The sequence below is a fragment of the Parafrankia colletiae genome (assembly GCF_001854655.1).
Taxonomy (GTDB): Bacteria; Actinomycetota; Actinomycetes; order Frankiales; family Frankiaceae; genus Parafrankia; species Parafrankia colletiae.
Map to the genome: position 1 here is coordinate 155,729 of NZ_MBLM01000108.1, position 17,128 is coordinate 172,856.

The window sequence follows — 17,128 nt, forward strand, 5'->3', positions numbered from 1 at the left end:
GCGGCGATGCGGGCGATATCCCCCGCAGGGGCCGAAGCCGCTGGCGGCGCCAGCGGCACGCCGAGCCGGGCACCCGCTGGCGCTACTTTCCGTGACAGAAGGTGGCGGTGGTTCCCGCCCGACTCAGAGCGCGGCCGGCTCCGGCACGCCGCCGGTGCGGCTCAGGAGAGCGTCGAGATCGTAGTCGTACCAGCGGCGCAGCGGCGCCGGTGAGGTCGAGCGGCCCCATTCGTACATCCGGCGCTGCGCCTCGAACGAACCGTCGTGCCACCGGCGCAGGACGTCGCCGAGCCGCAGCGGCGCGGGTAGGAAGGCCGCCGAGCCGAGGAGTTGCGCCAGCTGGTCCACAGCCTGGCCGGGCGCCGTCCGGCCGCCGTCGACCTGCTCCATGATGGTGCCGAGCTGACGGAAGAGGTCCTGGAACTCGGGCAGGTCCGGGCAGAAGGTCCCCGGGAAGGGCGCGTCCGACAGTTGCTCGAACAGCGAGGGGTCGCCGCTCTCCTCGAAGGTGAAGTAGGTGCCGACGATGCGCGCGATCCCCAGGTTCCAGGCCATGAACCACACTTTCGACCAGGCCCGCCACAGGTCGAAGTCCCGGAACGAGACGTAGGAGCCGRCCACCAGCTGGTCGTTGACGTCCAGGATGGTCTGGTTGAGCTGCTCGATGGGCGCGAAGYGCTCGGCGGAGAGGTCGCCGTCGGCGAGCGCCTCCATGAGCAGCGGCGCGAAGGCGTAGATGACCTGCATCGTGTTGGCCATGCCGCGGGAGAACAGCGCGTCGACGGCGCCGGCGGCATGGCTCATCATCGCCCAGCGGTCGCCCACCGTCCGGGTGCTGGAGTACTGGGTGCGCCCAGTGGAGACCCACTCCCAGGTCGGCCGCGCGCCCTCGAACTGGCGGGCCACGCTGGGGAACCGGTCGAGGAACGCCTGCCACTCCTCGTCCGCGCGGGCCCCGGGCTGCTTCGGGAACCGGCGGGTGTCGAGGTTGAGCCCCACACTGCACAGCGGGTTGGTGGCGCGCTGGTGGTTGTCGAAGGGAATCACCCACAGCCAGCCGCCGTCGAACAGGTGGTGCAGGGTGCCCTGGTACCAGGGTGACGGCTGCCCGCTGGGCCGGGTGACCTCGTCGAACGGGGTGACGCCGACCATGTGGGTGAACAGTGTCCGCGAGTGCGTCCGGAACCGGCAGGGGTCGTCGCGCAGGCCGTACTGGTTCGCCAGCACGGAGTTCCGCCCGGACGCGTCGACGACGTAGCGGACGCGGATCCGTTCGTTGCTCTTCGTCACCAGGGTGGCCGCGGTGTCGGTGAACTCGACGTGGTCCACGAAGGTCCGCTGCCGCGGGTGCGCGCCGTGGCGGACGGCGGAGTAGAAGAGGTACGAGTCGATGTCCTGGCGGTGCATGTGCATCTCGGGCCCGTTCGGGAACTCCGAGACGCTACACTGAGTCACCTCGTCAGGGTTCTGGATCTCGCCCTCGTGGTGGTAGACGAAGCCGAAGTTGCGTTTCACGCCACAGGCCGAGGAGACGTGCTGGCGCACTCCGTCGAAGCTGCTCACATGGCCGAGCTCCGGTACGTCGAAGCGTTTGGACAGTAGTTTGAGAAGATAGGTCGTCTCCCCGATCGTCGATTCCCCCAGGGCGAATCTCGGGTGGGTTCCGCTGTCGATGAGTACCACGCTGTGGCCATGGCGGGCGAGGATGTTCGCCAGCGTCGAGYCGGCGATACCGCTGCCAAGAATGGCGACCGAAAAGTCGTACTCGCTCATTGCGCTACTCCCTGGACGCAGCCATTCGGAGATGATCAGGCATCTCGTTCCGTCTGCGGTGGAACGAGGGCCCGATCCCTTCATGATTGCGTACTGAACCACTCATCCGTCTGTTGGTCTAGATAAATGGGACATCAACGCCAGGTTGTCGGATGCCTTGCGGCTTTCGTGTAAAAATATGACGATTTGTACTTGAAGGGTAAATTATCGTGCTCTGTCAGGACAGTGTCCTTTTCCTGTCTGGACCCTGTCTGTTTGGCGCCGGCTGGCTGCGGCGTTGCCTGCCTCGCTGTGCAGGGCCCCGCCCGGGAGGGGGCGAGTGGGAAAGTGGAGGGATGGATCCGGTGACCCTTGCGGTGCTGTCGAGCGCGATCGGTGGCGTGGCCGAGGAGATGGGGACCCTGCTGGTCCGCAGTGCCTACTCGTCCAACATCAAGGAACGTCGGGACTGCTCCGCGGCGCTGTTCGACCTCGACGGCCTGATGATCGCCCAGGCGGCCCATGTGCCTGTACACCTCGGCGCGATGTACGAGTCGGTGCGGGTCGTCGCCGCTCGCGGCCCGGTACCCGGCGACGTGTGGGTGCTCAACGACCCCTTCTCCGGCGGGAACCACCTGCCGGACGTCACCCTGATCTCCCCGCTCGCTCTCGACGGTGAGGTGATCGGCTACGCGGCGACCCGTGCACACCACTCCGACATGGGTGGGATGCGCCCGGGCTCGATGCCGGCGGACTCGACCGAGATCTTCGCCGAAGGTCTGATCATTCCCCCGATCCGTCTGGTCCGCGCCGGGGAGTGGCARGCGGACGTCCTCGACCTCATCTGCGCCAACTCGCGGACGCCGGATCTGCGCCGCGGGGATCTGCGTGCGCAGGCGGCCGCGGGCGGCCTGGCCGCCACCCGGCTGACCGAACTCGCCCGCCGGCACGGGGCGTCGGTGGTGCTGGAATCGTTCGCCGAGGTGCTCCGCTACGGCGAGCGGCGCAGCCGTGCGGTGATCGCGAGCCTTCCCGACGGCGTGTACCGGGTGGACAGCGAGCTGGAGGGGGACGGCATCGATGATCGGGACATCCCCCTGCGGGTCGCGGTCGTCATCGCCGGCGACAGCATGACCGTGGACTTCACGGGCACCTCCCCGGCGGTGCGCGGCAACATCAACTGCCCGCGTGCCGTGACCCGCTCGGCCTGCTGCTTCGCGCTGCGGGTGCTGCTGCCCGACGACGTCCCGAGCGGGGACGGCACCTATGCGCCGCTGTCCGTGGTGACCGAGCCCGGGTCGCTGGTGGACGCCCGCCGCCCCTCCGCCGTGGTGGCGGGCAACGTCGAGACGTCCCAACGGATCGCCGACACCGTCCTCGCCGCCCTGCGCCTGGCCGTCGGTGCCGGCCGGGAGGGCCCGCCCCGCATCGGGGAGCAGCCGGGTGCCGTGGCGGAGATGATCCTGCCGGCGCCCGGGCAGGGGACCATGAACAACCTGATCATCGGCGGGGCCACCTGGACCTACTACGAGACGCTGGGGGGCGGCCAGGGCGCGTCAGCCCGCGGACCCGGCTCCTCCGGGGTGCACGTGGGGATGACGAACACGCTGAACACCCCGATCGAGGCGCTGGAACTGGAGTACCCGATGCGGGTCGAGCGGTACGAGCTCGCCGACGGCACGGGTGGGCCTGGCAGGAACCCGGGCGGCGCGGGCCTCGTGCGTTCGGTGCGGGTTCTGGAAGCGGCGACACTGTCCGTCCTGACGGACCGGCGGCGGCATGCGCCCGGCGGGATCGAGGGAGGAGAGGCAGGCGCGGTCGGCCACAACGACGTCGACGGGGCCCCGCTCCCACCGAAGGCGAGCCGAGACCTGCCCGCCGGTGCGGTGGTCACTCTCCGTACCCCCGGTGGTGGGGGGTGGGGATCGCCACCGGCGCCGTCATCGCCCGGCGCCGGAGATGCTGTCCGCAGTGGAACCGGTGCCTTCCGTGACGCTGACGGTGTCCGAAGTGGTGGCACTCACCTGGACGAAACGGACGGCTCGCCAGTTGGCGAGGGGCTGCTGCCTGCCCGCGAGACGTAGCTGTTCGACTACAGCAACGTGCTACCTGCCAAACGATCAGCCAAAGGTGTGATCGATAAATCCGTGCAATCGGCTGCGAAAGAGGCACACAGCGTTCACGATCGAGAGTGTGACCGACCCCGTCGCGGCCGGCGCCATCGCGGGTGGGATGGCGTCCGTACGCTCGCCACTCGCCCGGGCGTTCGACGGCGCGCTGGTCGCTGCCGGCGCCACGGCCGACGCCGGGGATCGGGTGGCGGCCTTCGTGGACCTCGTCCGGCGCTACCGGGAACCCGGCCGCCACTACCACACGCTCCGTCACGTGGCGGAGACGACCGCCGCCTTCCATCTGCTGATCGCCGCCGACCGGGYGCCGGCCGCCGGCGTGAACGTGCCGGTCTGCCTGCTCGCGGTGCACTTCCATGATGCGGTGTACGACTCACGTGCGCGCGACAACGAGAGCAGATCCGCAGACCTGGCCGGTGATGTTCTCGGTGGTCTCGGCTGCCCGGTGGCTGTGATCGCCGACGTGCGCCGGCTGGTGGAGGCCACAGCCGGGCACCACTCCCAGGCAGCAGACGAGACCTTCGTGAACGATGCCGACCTGCGGGTGCTGGCCCGCCCGGCGCCGTCCTACGACAGGTACGTCCGCAGGGTGCGGCTCGAGTACGCCTGGGTCGGCGGCGGCACCTGGGCCGCCGGGCGGGGCGCCGTCCTCCGGAACCTTCTGGACGGGCCGATCTACGCGACGGCCTGGGCCCGCAGGCTCTGGGAGCCGGCCGCCCGGGCCAATCTCAACCGTGAGCTGTCGGCCCTGTCGCTGGCCTGAACAGTGTCTCTGACCAGCACAGTGTCTCTGACCTGAACGGCGTTGTCTCTGACCTGAACGGCGTTCCTGAGCTGGACGGACTCCCCGACCGAACGATGTCCCCGGCCTGACGGTGGTCCTGGTGGTCCTGGCCTGATGGAGCTGCGCCCCCCGGTCCGGCGGGGTCGCCCGGACCCACCGGGGAGCTGGAACGGCGCCTCCACCTGCGCGCCAGCAGGGTGAGACAGACCCCGGCGAGCAGCGCCGCGCTCAGGACCGCCCCGGCGGCGAACTCGGCGGGGTCCGGTTCGAGCCCCGGCCAGATCAGTGCGAACAGCAGCAGTGAGCAGACGGCGCCAGCGCCGGCGGCCGACAGCGGGAGCCGGCGTGCCACCGGCAGCCCGAGCAGGGCGAGACCACCGAAGAGGCAACCGAGAACGGTCGCGGCGAGCAGCGTCCCGCCCACGGCGCTGACCGCCGCGGGTGGCATCCAGTCCGGTACCCAGGACCAGGACGTGCCGTTCCAGCGCAGCCGGGTGGTGCCGCCGGACGTCCTGAGGGGCGCACCCGGCCAGATCAGCAGGTGCACCAGACCGTGGGTGATGAGGACGAACCCACCGGCCCAACGCAGGCCGCGGGTCACCGCGACGGCTGCACGGCCGGCCTCGCTGCCGACCTCACTGCAGCGTCACCTCGTCGACGTCCGCCGGTGTCCAGCCTGCGGACGGGGAGCGGTCGGTGGGCCGCGCCCAGCCCGGCGCATGCGCCCAACCTGTCGGTTCCGTGCCGGTGGCTCCGGGACCGTCGGGGCCGTCGGGGTCGTCGGGCGTGCCGGTGGGTTCGGGCGGTGCGGCCGGGCTGTCGCCGGCGCCGGATCCTGCTCCGGTGGCGGCTGCGAGGACCGTCGCGGCGAGAACCGGATCCAGATCTGGCGGCACCGATCGCAGATCCAGCAGGCAGCAACCCTGCTCGACCCGTCCCAGCACGGACGGGCGACCCTGGCGCAGCAGCGCGGCGAGGCCGGCGTCGAGTGCGACGGCGGCGCTGGGCAGGCCAGCGCCGTGACCGCCGAGGCCTGTCCCCGTCCCGGCCGTGGCCCGGCGGGCGGCGCTGGGGGATCGGCTGGCGTCGTCGACGCCGTCCGAGCTGACCACCGCCCGGCTGCTCACCGCCGACGCGGGGACCCCGGAACCGCGCAGCCAGGACGCCAGGCGCTCGGCGCGGCTCCGCAGTGCCGCGGCGTCCGCGTGCAGGAAGTGGCGCACGGGACTGTCGCCGAAGCGCAGGGTTGCTTCCAGCGCAGCCAGCGTCAGCTTGTCGACCCGCAGGGCCCGGGCCATCGGATGGCGGCGCATCCGGTCGACGAGGTCGGCCCGGCCGAGAACGAGACCGCACTGCGGACCGCCGAGCAGCTTGTCGCCGCAGGTGGTCACGAGGCTGACGCCGTCGCGCAGCCAGGTCGAGGCGTCCGGTTCGCCGGGGAGTGCCTGGTCCGGGGTCAGCAGCCCCGAGCCGGGATCCCCGATCAGGGGCACGCCCCGGCGGGCACACAACTCGGCGAGGTCGGTCAGCACCGGTGCGGCGGTGAGCCCGACCATCTGGAAACTGGGCGGGTGCATCCGGAGCACGAAGCCGGTACGTGGTCCGATGGCGTCCGCATAGTCGCCCAGGGTCGTCCGGTTGGTGGTGCCTACCTCCCGCAGCCGGGCGCCGGTGGACATCAGCAGCTCGGGCAGCCGGAACCCGTCGGCGGTCTCGACGATCTCGCCGCGGCTGACGACGATCTCCCGGCCGCCGGCAAGGGCCAGGGCCGCGAGCATGAGGGCGCCGGCGTTGTTGTTGACGACATGGACGGAGCGGGCGGCCGGCACTGTCGCGGCGAGTGCCGTCAGCGCGGCGCTTCCGCGGCGACCGCGGCGGCCGGTCGCCAGGTCGAGTTCGAGGTCGCAGGTCGCGGCGGCCGCGTCGACCGCCGCCCGTGCCGCGGGCGAGAGTGGTGCCCGGCCCAGCCCGTCATGCAGCAGGATCCCCGTCGCGTTGATCACCGGGCGCAGACGGGCCGGGATCTGGCCCGCTGTGGCGAGAGCAGCGCCGGGGACGGACCCGCTCGGGTGTGCCGGCGCGGTGCCGGGGAGCACGCTGGACCGCCCGGCAGGCCGCCCGGTGAGCCCGGTCTGCTCGGTGGGTCTCGGGCGGTTCGGGGTTGGTTCGCTCGRGGCGAGGCGGCCAGCGGTCGGGTCACCTGGGACCGCGCGCGCCGTGATCACCCTGCTCGGTGTTGCGGGAAGGGTGAGGAACCGCGTGGGTTCGACGGACGGTCGGCCAGGATCGGCGATCACCTTGAGGGATGCTAGTCGTATCTGTGTGTGAATGAATGATGGCACTCCGTGGAGTGTGGGCCGGATGTGGCCTGGTTGTTGTCCTCTGCGCGGTTGCGAATCCGACGTCACGGACGGGTGCGGGGTACTGTGCGAAGAGAAGGGGAGTAGCCCCGCCGTGGCAACCCGGGTGTTCCCTGGCCGATGTGCACCGCCGCCCAGCGATGGGCGGGCGGGCCTGGGCCGGTGATGATCCCGGGTCGTGCGCGGTCCGGCGTGTCGACATACTGGCCCGTTTTTCGGGCCCGGCCGTCGGGCCTGACCTCTGTCAGGTGGGCGAGACCTTCGATCTGGCTGTCATGCCGGGTCGAAGGCGGTTCCCGTCACCGGCCCGGCCTCTGAAGAGAGGGATCCGAGCCCGTGAGTCTCACCGCCGTCCTCGTCACCTTCGCAGTGATCTTCCTTGCAGAGCTCCCGGACAAGACGATGGTGGCAAGTCTCGTCCTGGGCAGCCGCTTCCGTCCGCTGTATGTCTGGGCCGGTGTCGCCGCGGCCTTCGTCGTGCAGGTGACGCTGGCCGTGGCGGCGGGAAGCGCGCTGTCGCTGCTGCCGTCCCGAGCCGTCGACGGGGTCGCGGCGCTGCTCTTCGCCCTCGGTGCCGTGCTCGTCCTGCGGGAGGGCCGGGAGAGCGGAGGAGACGGCCCCGGCGTGGAGCCGGACCAGTCGGAGGCGTCCCGAGGGCCCGGCGCCGGCGCCGGCGCGGTCAGGCCCGTACCCGGAGCCGGTAACGAGGCCGGAGCTGGAGACGCCGGAACTGGAGACACAGCTGGGACCGCGACGGGGACCGGGCACAGGGCAGGTGCGCGGGCCGAGGCCGGCGTCGGCACGGCGGTCGTGGGCTCGAAGGGGAAGGGCGTCGCCGGATCCGCGGGCGGCGGCGCTGACCGCTCGGGGTTCCTGCGCGTGGCCGCGACGTCGTTCGCGGTGGTGTTCATCGCGGAACTCGGGGACCTCACCCAGTTCTCGACCGCGAACCTCGCTGCCCGCTATTCCGCGCCGGTGGCGGTGTGGCTTGGCGCCGTCCTCGCGCTGTGGACCGTCGCGGCAATGGCCATCGCCGGCGGGCGTGGGCTCCTTCGTGTCCTGTCGGTGCGTCTGATCACGCGGATCGCGGCGGTCGCCTTCACTGTGCTGGCGTTGATCTCGCTGGTTGATGCCATCCGAGGCTGACCGGGCTGACCGGGCTGACCGGGCTGGCCCGGCGCCGCCCTGAGCCGGCTGAGGGCCTGCCGGCAGAATCGGGCCATGACCCCGCGCAGGCGAGTCGGCCCGTGGCAGCCGGCAGCACCGGATCTCGACATGTCGGCTCTGGCGATCGACCAGCCCAGCCGGGGCACCGGCGGCCGGCGGTCGGAGGGCCGGCAGCCGCGGGTCGTACGCGGAACCGTCGAGAACCTGAGTGCGGCCCTCGCCGCCGGCGACCCGGATGGAGGCGGCCTGGCCGGTGCGACGATCGATTCCACCGTTCTCGCCGGCACGCGCGTCCTGGGGGGTGAGGTCGCGGGCCTGCGCCTGCGGGACGTCCTTGTCGATCAGGGGGTTCTGGCCGGTGTCGTGATCGACGGCGGCGGTGGCACCCGCATCCAGATCAGGGGCGGCCGGGTGTCCGGCACAGTGTGGATCCGGGGCGAGTTCCACGACCTCGTCCTGGAGCAGGTCCGCGCGGACGGGGTCACCCTCCGGTCGTGCCGGCTGCACCGTGCCCGCTTCACCGGCTGCGATCTGTCCGGTCTCGACCTGACCGGGACACGGCTGGATCACGTCCGGTTCGAGGACTGCAACCTCGACGGGGCGGTGTTCACGGAGGTCACGATCACAGCGGCCGCCTTCCACAGATGTCGCTTCGACGGCGCTGTAGGAGTGGACGGGCTCGCCGGCGCGGAGGTCGATGCGGACAGTGTGATGACACTCGTCGGGCCGATGGCTGCCGCCCTCGCAATTTCCGTGGTCTGACTGTCACCGGCCATACCTGGGCGGGTGGCGTCGGATGCCCGCCTCCGCCGCGGCGCCGCCAGGGTGGCAGCACGGAAAACGGGCGGTGCACCAGGAAAGCGGAGCGGCGCAACGGTGCGTCTCCATAGAAAAAGGATGATTCCGCCCTGCTGGGAGGCCTCCCGACGGTCCGTGCTTATATCGGTGCGTCGATCGCGCATGTGACGATGCGGACACGAAGAGTGTCAAACTTGCCCTGTTTCGGGGCGAGTGGTGACGGGTCCGCCGGTGGAGACAGCGGAGGGAACGGCGACGGGATGATCATGGAGGAGGGCGGCTGCGGGGCCTGGCAGCGCGTGCCCGAGGACATTGTCATGCGGCTCGACGATGTGCCGGGAGCCGCGTACGAGGTGCCCAGTGAGGTGACCTGCGGGCTGCAGGAGGGTCACCCCGACAGCCACATGGCCGTCCTGCAGGGCTGGGGGAACGAGGAGGTGTGGCTGTCCTGGTCCGCCCCGAGGACCGTCACGGCCCCCGGATGCCGGGCGGAGGGGATGACCTGCCTCCTGCCCACCGGGCACCAGGGACATCATCACGTGATCATGGCGGACATGGTGGAGGACGAGGGGCCCTACTGGGTCGCCGACCGGGCCGATCTGGAGGCTCGGCGGGCCGGTGTGGCGAAGGGCTGACCGGCCGGGCCCGCCTCCGGGGCAGTCGCTGCGCTACGAAGGCTCGTCGAACACCAGGACGACCTCTGTGTCGCTGGTGAAGTCCCGCAGGCGGGCTTCGGCCGGCACGGAGGCGAGGGCATGCCGCAGGCCACCCGCCGTGGTCCCCTCGGCGGTGATGACCGTGATCCGCGTCCCGTCCGCGCCCCCGGGCCGGGCTGCCGGCCTGAACGGGCCGGCCTCGTCGCCGGGGCCGGCCGGGTCGGCCTGCCCGGCGAAGCTGGCTTCGGCGTCGAGGAGCGCTGATCGCCGGGCGGAGTCGAGCGCGAGCAGGTGTTCGATGATCCGGTGGACCTCGTCCGCGCCGAGATCGGTGGCGGCGGAGATCCCGGGCCCGGCCGGGGCGATCCGGAGCCGCACCACCGGCCCTTCCTCCCACTCCTCCCACTCACCCGGCTCGGCTGGCTCGGCTGGCTCGTCCGGACCGTAGGTGGCGAAAGCGCGGTAAGGACTGTTCTCCGGCTCGCTGCGCAGCAGGTCGTCCTTGGTGTGGATGTCGTGTGCGTTGCGGGTGGCGCCGCCGTACGCGTCGGGTCGTCCGGCGCGGTACCACTCTGCGTCGGGCTGTCGTCCGGTCGGTGCCTCGCGCGCGTGGGGCTGCCCGGTCGAGGCGGCGTGCATGGCCGCGCGCCGCTCGTGGCCCGGGGGACGGGGAGTGGCGGCAACGGTGACGGCAGCGCCATCCACGCGACCGACGAAGATCGTCACCTCGCGGGGCATGGGCGCCGGGTGACGCAGGGGCAGGTCGGCAAGATCGTCACTCGGTGTGGTGTCTGGGGTCGGTCGGGACATCGCGTGGTCCTCCTCCGCGGCGGGGAGATTGCTCGATCGCCGTTTGCGGGATGACGGTCTCACGGTGATTCCGGAGGTAACACCCCGCGCGGCGGGGAGTTTCTCGTCGAAGAGCTCCTTCATTCCTCCGGGTATGTCGCGGTGATCCGGCGCGATGGTGGAGAAGAAGCCGGACAGAATTCGACCCGGGCGCGGTTCCGACCACCCTGGTTCGRCTATCCCGTCGCCCCATGTAAACCAGGCTGCTGCAGGTGGCGGGTCCGCGCCATTGCGTCGGCCACGGAGCCCGATTGCGTCGGAGCGGCCCGCCGCCGACGCGCCGCATGACGCGCGCCGCGTGAGACGGCATGATCGGAGAACGGGCCGGCGAGCGGGCGGAAAGCCCGATGCCGGAAAAACCGTGACCTGGGTTCGGTGTGAGCTCGATACCCCCTGGGTAGAGGCTGCATTACCGCGCTTGTCCGGAGCGCGTGGCGCCGCGGGAGGCAGGCCGGCCGGGCTTCCCGCCTCGCACCGTCGTCGCGGCCGACCGGAGCCATGGTCCCCAGCGTGCGTGTGGAAGTGACAGGTCGAGACGCCGTCGTCGTGCACCCGGAAGGCGAGATCGACTACTCGTCCCTGGAGCCGCTGCGGGAGGCGTTGCTTGATGCGCGGATCGCCGGAGTCCGCGAGATCATCGTCGATCTCCGGCAGGTCAGCTTCCTCGACTCGCAGGGGCTGGCCGTGATCCTTTACGCGCATCAGCGGCAGCGGTCCGCCGGCGGGCGGCTGGTGCTGCGCAACCTCAACGAGAACGCCTACCGCCTGCTCGACGTGACGAACCTGACCACCGTGATCGATATCGACCACGGTTCGGTCACGCCCGTCCAGACCCGTGGGGGGCTCGCGGGTCAGGCCGGCCCGCGGCCCGGGGTCGCCCGCCGGTAGGAGACATCGGTGATGTACCGGTGGAAGCCCAGGCCGGTGTACAGGCGCACGGCGGGCACGTTGTCCTCGTCCACGAAGAGCATCACCGTGCCGAGGCCGCGCCCGCGCAGGTGTCGCAGGCCGGCGACGGTGAGAAGCCGGCCCAGGCCCGTTCCCGCCGCGCCCGGGGCCACTCCGACCACGTAGACCTCGCCGATCGGGCCGGCGGATCCCTGCCCGGCCCCGGGCGGCTGGTCGCCGGGCGCCGGCGTCGGGTCGTCCGGGTGCACCTTCGTCCAGTGGAACCCGACCAGGTCTCCGTCCCGCTCCGCGAGGAAGAAGCCGGCTGGGTCGAACCACGGCTCCGCCTCGCGCGCACGCAGATCATCGGACGTCCAGCGGCCCTGCTCGGGGTGGTCGGCGAACGCCGCGGTGTTGACCGCCAGCCAGGCCGCCTCGTCCCGGCCCACCTCGAACGTGCGAAGCGTCACCCCGGCCGGCAGCACCGGTTCGGGGAGATCATCTCCGCTGGCCGGGGGCTGGTGCCCCGCTCCCGGGGCGGCGGTCGGGAGCAGGGGCCGGCGCAGCTGGAGGAGTACCCGTGCCCGCTCGAAACCGGTGCGTCCTGCCAGCGCGGCGGCGGCGGGTGAGTCCCCGTGCGCCCAGATGTTCAGGTGGGACGGGCGATCCGTCGCCCGGGAAAGCTCGCGGACGAGCGCCGTCCCGACTCCGGCACGCCGGTGATCCGGGTGGACCACCACTTCGGCCTGGCGCTCAGCCGCATCACCGCCCACGGCGGCGAACCCCACCACGGACGATCCCTCCCACGCGACCAGGTGCCCCGCGCCACCGTTCGCCGCCCCCGGGCGGAGGGTGAGCCGGACATCCTCGGAGACGCCGTTCCCGTCCGCGCGCTCGGCGGCGGCCAGCAGGTCGTTGATGGCGGCCACATCGTTCGCGTCGAGTGCGCGGAGCCAGCTCAGCGAGGTCATCCGTCGACGTTAGTGCGTCCGGTGGGGTCGTTCGGCGCGGTTCGGGGACGTCCGCGTGCGCTCATCTGACGCGGCGGGCATCCGGGCGCGGCTCCGGGGCCGCGCCAGCCATCAGCCCCCGGCCCGCGGAGCCCTGTGGGCGGACGTCAAGGTGATGAGCGTGGGCGAGGGGCCACCCCGGAGGTGCCGTGGGACCTGCGTGCCCAGGGCCGGATCGATCTCGCCAGGTGACCGGCAGGTTTCGCGGCGGGCGACGCCCCGGAGCGTATCGCTGTGCGTGGCGGAAACGTGGGTCTGGGACGGCCCGTCCGGGCCCCGGACGGGCCCGGACATGCCGGGAGGGCCCGGCAACCGTGCTCGACGGCCACCGGACCCTCCAGGTACGCGCATCCGGGGGAAAACCTCGGATACGCCGCCGTGCTGTCCGTGCGGGGTGCGCGCCGCGTGTGATGGGAACCGCGACGCGACGTGCGGAACCGGTCAGACGCGCTCGGGGGAGCGGATGTCGTCGCGGTCCATGCGGTTGGCGGACTCGGGCAGCGGCGAGATCGGCGGAGCCACGAACTTGTAGCCGACGTGGCGGACGGTTCCGATCATCGCCTCGTGCTCGGGGCCCAGCTTCGCGCGCAGCCGGCGGACATGCACGTCCACCGTCCGCGTGCCTCCGTAGTAGTCGTAGCCCCAGACCTCCTGCAGGAGCTGCGCCCGGGTGAAGACCCGCCCCGGGTGCTGCGCGAGGTACTTGAGCAGCTCGAACTCCTTGAAGGTGAGCTCGAGGGGGCGCCCCCGCAGCTTGGCGGAGTAGGTGGTCTCGTCGACGGAGAGGTCACCCGATCGGATCACTCCGGCCTCGGCGGTGYCGCCCGCCGCCGCGACCCGGCCGATGGCCAGCCGCAGCCGGGCCTCGACCTCGGCCGGCCCGGCGCTGTCGAGCACCACATCGTCGACGCCCCAGTCCGCGGAGACCGCGGCGAGGCCGCCCTCGGTGACGAGGGCGAGCAGCGGCGTGGTGAGGCCGGTGGTGCGCAGCAGGCGGCACAGGCCTCGCGCGATGACGAGCTCGCGCCGGCCGTCGACGACGATCACATCGACCGGGGGTGCGTCGAGCAGTGCACTTGCCTCCAGCGGYGCGACACGGACCGTGTGTGTGAGGAGGCCAAGGGACGGGAAGGACTCGGCCGACGGACCGGGGGCGTTGGTGAGCAAAAGGACGACGCTCAAGACGGCTCCTCCAGGTGCGGTGTGTGTTGGGGCAGCGTCGACCCAGGCGATCCTTGTCTCCGGTGTCCCACGTTCCACGACCGTCATGGGCATGAAACGAGTACCGGTCTGTGGGGAGGATAGCGGAGTGCCCTACTCCGCTCCTACTGTCTATCGACTTCTTCCCACCGCAGACGCTGAGATCCTGGCCACGGAGCTGCGGAATCGTGTTCCCGTGGTGACAGACCCGGACGCCGTCTGCGTCGTCGTCGCCCACGGCTTCTCCGGATCGATCGGGCGGCCGGCGCCGCGTGCTGTAACAGAGGAATTGCGTCGGCACGTGAGTGTGCTGTCGATGGACCTGCGTGGTCACGGTCGATCGACCGGCAGTTGCACTTTCGGGGACCGCGAGGTCCTCGACGTGGATGCTGCGGTGGGTGAGGCACGTCGCGTCGGCTACCGGAAGGTGGTCACTCTCGGGTGGTCCATGGGTGGTGCCGCGGTGGTCCGGCATGCCGGATTGGCCTCATCCGGGGTGGCGGTGCACGGGCATCGGCTCCGGCATCGTCCTGACGCGGTTGTCTCGGTCAGCGCGGCCAGCCGGTGGTTCGTCCGCGACACGGCGCCGATGCGGCGGGTGCACTGGTTCGCCGAGACGGCGTCCGGACGGGTCGCCGCCCGCCTCGCCCTCGGGGTCCGCATCGCGGCGCAGGCGTGGCCGGCCGTCCCGCCCTCGCCCGTCGAGGTGATCGGGCGGATCGCACCGACCCCTCTCCTCATCGTGCACGGCGACCGGGATACGTACTTCACTGAGGAACATCCGCGTGCGCTCGCCGCGGCGGCGGGCCCGTCCGCGCAGCTGTGGCTGGTTCCCGGCTTCGGGCACGCCGAGGCCGGGGTCGTCCCGGGCCTGGTCGACCGGATCGGGGCGCACCTGCCCGATCTGCTCGCCGGACGTCCGGAGTGGGCCGACTGCGCGCGGCGGTGGGCGGGGGAGACCGGGCTCCCGCCGGCCGGGCGAGGCAGGCCGGCGCCGGGCCGGGTGTTCCAGGTGGGGCACGACGAACGCGAGGAGTGAGGTCGGGCCGTGGCACGCGTGGTGGTCAGGTACTGGGCCGGGGCCCGTGAGGCGGCCGGTGTCGAACAGGAGCCGGTGGACGCCGCCACCCTCGCCGGCGCGCTGGACGAGGTCACCCACCGGCGTGGCGAGAGGCTCGCCACGGTGCTGCGGAGGTGCGCGTTCCTGCTGGACGACGAGCCGGTGGGCCGCCGTGACCCGGCCACCGTGCCGCTGCGGGAGGGCGCGGTGGTCGAGGTCTTACCCCCCTTCGCGGGGGGATGAGCGTGAGGTGCCGGCGGACGCCTGCGCGAAGCGGTCGACGACGGGACACGTGCGGGTACACCGGGCCCTGGTTCCGCGGACGATCGCCCGTGGCAGCATGGTGCCGTGCCTAGACCCGAGCCCGGTTCGCCCGGAGTGTCCGGCTCGCCGGACGCGGCCCGGCCGGCCGGCACGGCCACGCCCCCGGTCCCTGGTGGGCCCGGTCCCGCGTTGCTGGGCTCGGCGGCGGTGGGCGCGGCGATCGCCGCGCTCGTCACCGGTGCTTCGTTCGCCGCGGTCGCGGGCCCGTGGGCGCTTGCGGGTGTGCTGCTCGCGGCCCAGTCCTCGCTCGCCTGGGCCTGGGCGCGGGCGCTCGGGGCCTCGGCGGGCACCGTGGCACTCGTGGCGGCGAGCGCGCTCGCGGGCGATCTCGCGGTGCTCTGGCCCGGCGGCGATGACGACGGGCGCGGCGGCCACGGCTACGACGACAACGGCATCGGCACGGTGGCCGGGGTCGTCGGGGTGTCCCTCGCGGTCACCGTGCTCTACCAGCTGGCCCGGCGTCAGCGCCCGGGCGGGGCTGGTCCGCCCGGTGGGAGTGCCGCCGCGGTTCCGGCGCATCGTGGCGCGGTTCCGGCGCATCCGACCCTCGTGCCTCCGCATCCGGCCGCGCAGGTGGTCATCCGGCCCCTGCGGGCGGCTGACCGGGTGAGCGGCGACATGGCGGCCGCCCTGGGCGGGGTCACCATCGCCGCGTTCCTCACCGGCTTCCTCGTGCTGCGGGCCGAGGCGGGTGCCGAGCATCCGCCCGACAGCATGGTGATCGCGGGTCTGCTCGGCGCCGGCACCGCTGTCCTGGTCGGCCGCGCGGTGATCGCCCTCCTCGGACCCGCCGCCTCCGAACCTGCCGCCCACGACACCGTTGTCTCCGACGGCACCGGTGTCTTCGTCGATCGCGCCGGCTCAGGTGAGCAGGCGCCGACCGGGCCTGCCGCGTCCGCGGGCCGGTTCCGGTTCCGCGCTCTGGCGGGCGCGATGCTCGGGGCGGCGGCCGGCACCGGCGCGGGCGCCGTCTTCGGCGACCTGACAGATCTCGGCGTCCCCGCCGCCGCCGCGCTCGCCGCGGCCGGAGCGGTGGCGGCCGCCTGCGCGATCCCGGTCGGGCCGGCGTTGCCGACCGGGTCCCCGCCCGTCGTGCCGGCGGCCGTTCCGCTGGCCGTGTCCGCATCGGGTACGTCGGCGTCGGCAACCGGTCTGCCGGCCGGCTCCGGGGCGGTCGGTGTCCCTGCCGGGCGCTGGTCGGGCGCCGGGGCGGGGCTGCTGCTCGGCGTCCTGATCCCGCTCGCGTTGGCCGCGCCGATGGTGTATCTCGTCGGTCGGCAGCTCCCCGGATGAGCCGGGGTGCACGGCGCGGCCTCGTCATCTTCCTCGTGACGATCCTCCTGGCGCTGATCGTGCTCGGGGTCCTCGACCGGGTGGCGGCCCGGGTGGTCGCCGACCAGATCGCGACCCGGGCGCAGACCTCGCAGAACCCGGCCGAGCGGCCGGATGTGTCCCTTGGGGGTTTCCCGTTCCTGACCCAGGTCGCCGCCGGCCGGTACCGCGACGTCGACATCGAGGTCCGTGGCTACGAGCAGGACGGCGTCCGCATCGACCGTGTCGGCGCCCAGCTCGCCGGCGTGCGGCTGCCGCTGTCGGACGTCCTGCGTGACCAGGTGGATCAGGTGCCGGTCGACCGGGTCGACGCCCAGGTCGACCTGACCTTCGCCGACCTGAACGCCTACCTGGCGACCCAGGAGCCCCAGGTGCAGGTCAGCCCGGCCGACCAGGGGATCCAGGTCGCCGGGACGGCGGAGGTGCTGGGCACCAGGTACCCGGTGTCCGGCACCGCCGACATCGGCGTCTCGGCGGACTCGGTCACCTTCACCCCGCGGGACCTCACCGCGAGCATCGGGGCGGTGATCCCACCGCAGCTACTGGAGCCGGTCCGCGCCCTGCTGACCATTCGCGTGCCGATCACCGGGCTGCCGTTCAACATGGCGCTGCAGTCCGCCGTGGTCGGGCCCGACCGGCTCACCTTCACGGCGGGCGGCCGTGACGTCCTGCTCGACCCCAATCTGGCGACGGGCGTGACGACCGGCGGGTCCGTCGCACCCTGACGTCGTCGCACCCTGATGTCCCGGCGGGCGATCCGCTGTCACGGTGGGTGCCTGCTTCGGGCGTCTTCGGTGGATTTCCGTGGGGCGGGAAGCT

General features: G+C 72.3%; 16 protein-coding genes. 10 read left to right on the top strand and 6 right to left on the bottom strand.

Features of this window, described 5'->3' with window-relative positions; translation table 11 throughout:
• Positions 1–123 precede the first annotated feature (123 nt).
• A complete protein-coding gene (locus tag CC117_RS11745; protein ID WP_071083761.1) occupies positions 124–1,773 on the bottom strand; it encodes an NAD(P)/FAD-dependent oxidoreductase in 1,650 nt (549 codons plus the stop codon).
• A gap of 335 nt (positions 1,774–2,108) precedes the next feature.
• Here CC117_RS11745 and CC117_RS11750 point away from each other — a divergent pair, with 335 nt between their 5' ends.
• Together CC117_RS11750 and CC117_RS11755 are read left to right on the top strand one after the other, a co-directional pair.
• Positions 2,109–3,836, top strand: a complete 1,728-nt coding sequence (locus CC117_RS11750) for a hydantoinase B/oxoprolinase family protein (RefSeq protein ID WP_071083762.1) — start codon at positions 2,109–2,111, stop codon at positions 3,834–3,836.
• Between the two features lie 109 nt (positions 3,837–3,945).
• A complete protein-coding gene (locus tag CC117_RS11755; protein ID WP_071083763.1) occupies positions 3,946–4,644 on the top strand; it encodes an HD domain-containing protein in 699 nt (232 codons plus the stop codon).
• Here the strand turns inward: CC117_RS11755 and CC117_RS11760 are convergent.
• Positions 4,610–5,266 (bottom strand): hypothetical protein, encoded by a 657-nt coding sequence (locus CC117_RS11760; RefSeq protein ID WP_071083764.1) that lies wholly within the window; start codon positions 5,264–5,266, stop codon positions 4,610–4,612. The two genes, CC117_RS11755 and CC117_RS11760, sit on opposite strands and share 35 nt — an antisense overlap.
• Before the next feature lie 34 nt (positions 5,267–5,300).
• Complete coding sequence (selA, locus tag CC117_RS11765) at positions 5,301–6,962, bottom strand: L-seryl-tRNA(Sec) selenium transferase (protein ID WP_071083765.1); 1,662 nt, start codon at positions 6,960–6,962, stop codon at positions 5,301–5,303.
• Between the two features lie 399 nt (positions 6,963–7,361).
• Here selA and CC117_RS11770 point away from each other — a divergent pair, with 399 nt between their 5' ends.
• The 3 genes from CC117_RS11770 (at position 7,362) to CC117_RS11780 (ending at position 9,625) form a co-directional block, all read left to right on the top strand.
• On the top strand, positions 7,362–8,171 hold the full coding sequence (locus CC117_RS11770; protein ID WP_071083766.1) for a TMEM165/GDT1 family protein: 810 nt from the start codon (positions 7,362–7,364) through the stop codon (positions 8,169–8,171).
• A 129-nt stretch (positions 8,172–8,300) separates the two neighbouring features.
• Positions 8,301–8,954, top strand: a complete 654-nt coding sequence (locus tag CC117_RS11775; RefSeq protein ID WP_241830033.1) for a pentapeptide repeat-containing protein — start codon at positions 8,301–8,303, stop codon at positions 8,952–8,954.
• A gap of 296 nt (positions 8,955–9,250) precedes the next feature.
• Positions 9,251–9,625, top strand: coding sequence for a hypothetical protein (locus CC117_RS11780; RefSeq protein WP_071083767.1), 375 nt, complete (start codon positions 9,251–9,253; stop codon positions 9,623–9,625).
• Between the two features lie 33 nt (positions 9,626–9,658).
• On the opposite strand, the gene CC117_RS11785 is transcribed toward CC117_RS11780, so the two are convergent.
• Positions 9,659–10,456 carry a hypothetical protein gene (locus CC117_RS11785; RefSeq protein WP_241830034.1) on the bottom strand — a complete coding sequence of 266 codons (798 nt, stop codon included), beginning with the start codon at positions 10,454–10,456 and terminating at the stop codon, positions 9,659–9,661.
• Between the two features lie 537 nt (positions 10,457–10,993).
• On the opposite strand from CC117_RS11785, the gene CC117_RS11790 reads away from it, so the two are divergent.
• Complete coding sequence (locus CC117_RS11790) at positions 10,994–11,383, top strand: STAS domain-containing protein (RefSeq protein WP_071083769.1); 390 nt, start codon at positions 10,994–10,996, stop codon at positions 11,381–11,383.
• Here the strand turns inward: CC117_RS11790 and mshD are convergent.
• Together mshD and CC117_RS11800 are read right to left on the bottom strand one after the other, a co-directional pair.
• Positions 11,347–12,354 carry a mycothiol synthase gene (gene mshD, locus CC117_RS11795; RefSeq protein ID WP_071083770.1) on the bottom strand — a complete coding sequence of 336 codons (1,008 nt, stop codon included), beginning with the start codon at positions 12,352–12,354 and terminating at the stop codon, positions 11,347–11,349. The genes CC117_RS11790 and mshD overlap by 37 nt on opposite strands.
• A 480-nt stretch (positions 12,355–12,834) precedes the next feature.
• Positions 12,835–13,575, bottom strand: coding sequence for a response regulator transcription factor (locus tag CC117_RS11800; protein ID WP_071083771.1), 741 nt, complete (start codon positions 13,573–13,575; stop codon positions 12,835–12,837).
• Positions 13,576–13,666: 91 nt separating this feature from the next.
• Between CC117_RS11800 and CC117_RS11805 the strand changes: the two genes are divergently transcribed.
• The 4 genes from CC117_RS11805 (at position 13,667) to CC117_RS11820 (ending at position 17,034) form a co-directional block, all read left to right on the top strand.
• Positions 13,667–14,632 (top strand): alpha/beta hydrolase, encoded by a 966-nt coding sequence (locus CC117_RS11805; protein ID WP_241830035.1) that lies wholly within the window; start codon positions 13,667–13,669, stop codon positions 14,630–14,632.
• Between the two features lie 9 nt (positions 14,633–14,641).
• Positions 14,642–14,896 carry a MoaD/ThiS family protein gene (locus CC117_RS11810; protein WP_018638593.1) on the top strand — a complete coding sequence of 85 codons (255 nt, stop codon included), beginning with the start codon at positions 14,642–14,644 and terminating at the stop codon, positions 14,894–14,896.
• A 105-nt stretch (positions 14,897–15,001) separates the two neighbouring features.
• Complete coding sequence (locus CC117_RS11815) at positions 15,002–16,270, top strand: hypothetical protein (protein WP_071083772.1); 1,269 nt, start codon at positions 15,002–15,004, stop codon at positions 16,268–16,270.
• The gene (locus CC117_RS11820; RefSeq protein WP_071083773.1) at positions 16,267–17,034 is read left to right on the top strand and encodes an LmeA family phospholipid-binding protein; all 768 of its coding nucleotides are present in this window, start codon (positions 16,267–16,269) and stop codon (positions 17,032–17,034) included. The genes CC117_RS11815 and CC117_RS11820 overlap by 4 nt, the downstream gene beginning before the upstream one ends.
• Positions 17,035–17,128 lie beyond the last annotated feature (94 nt).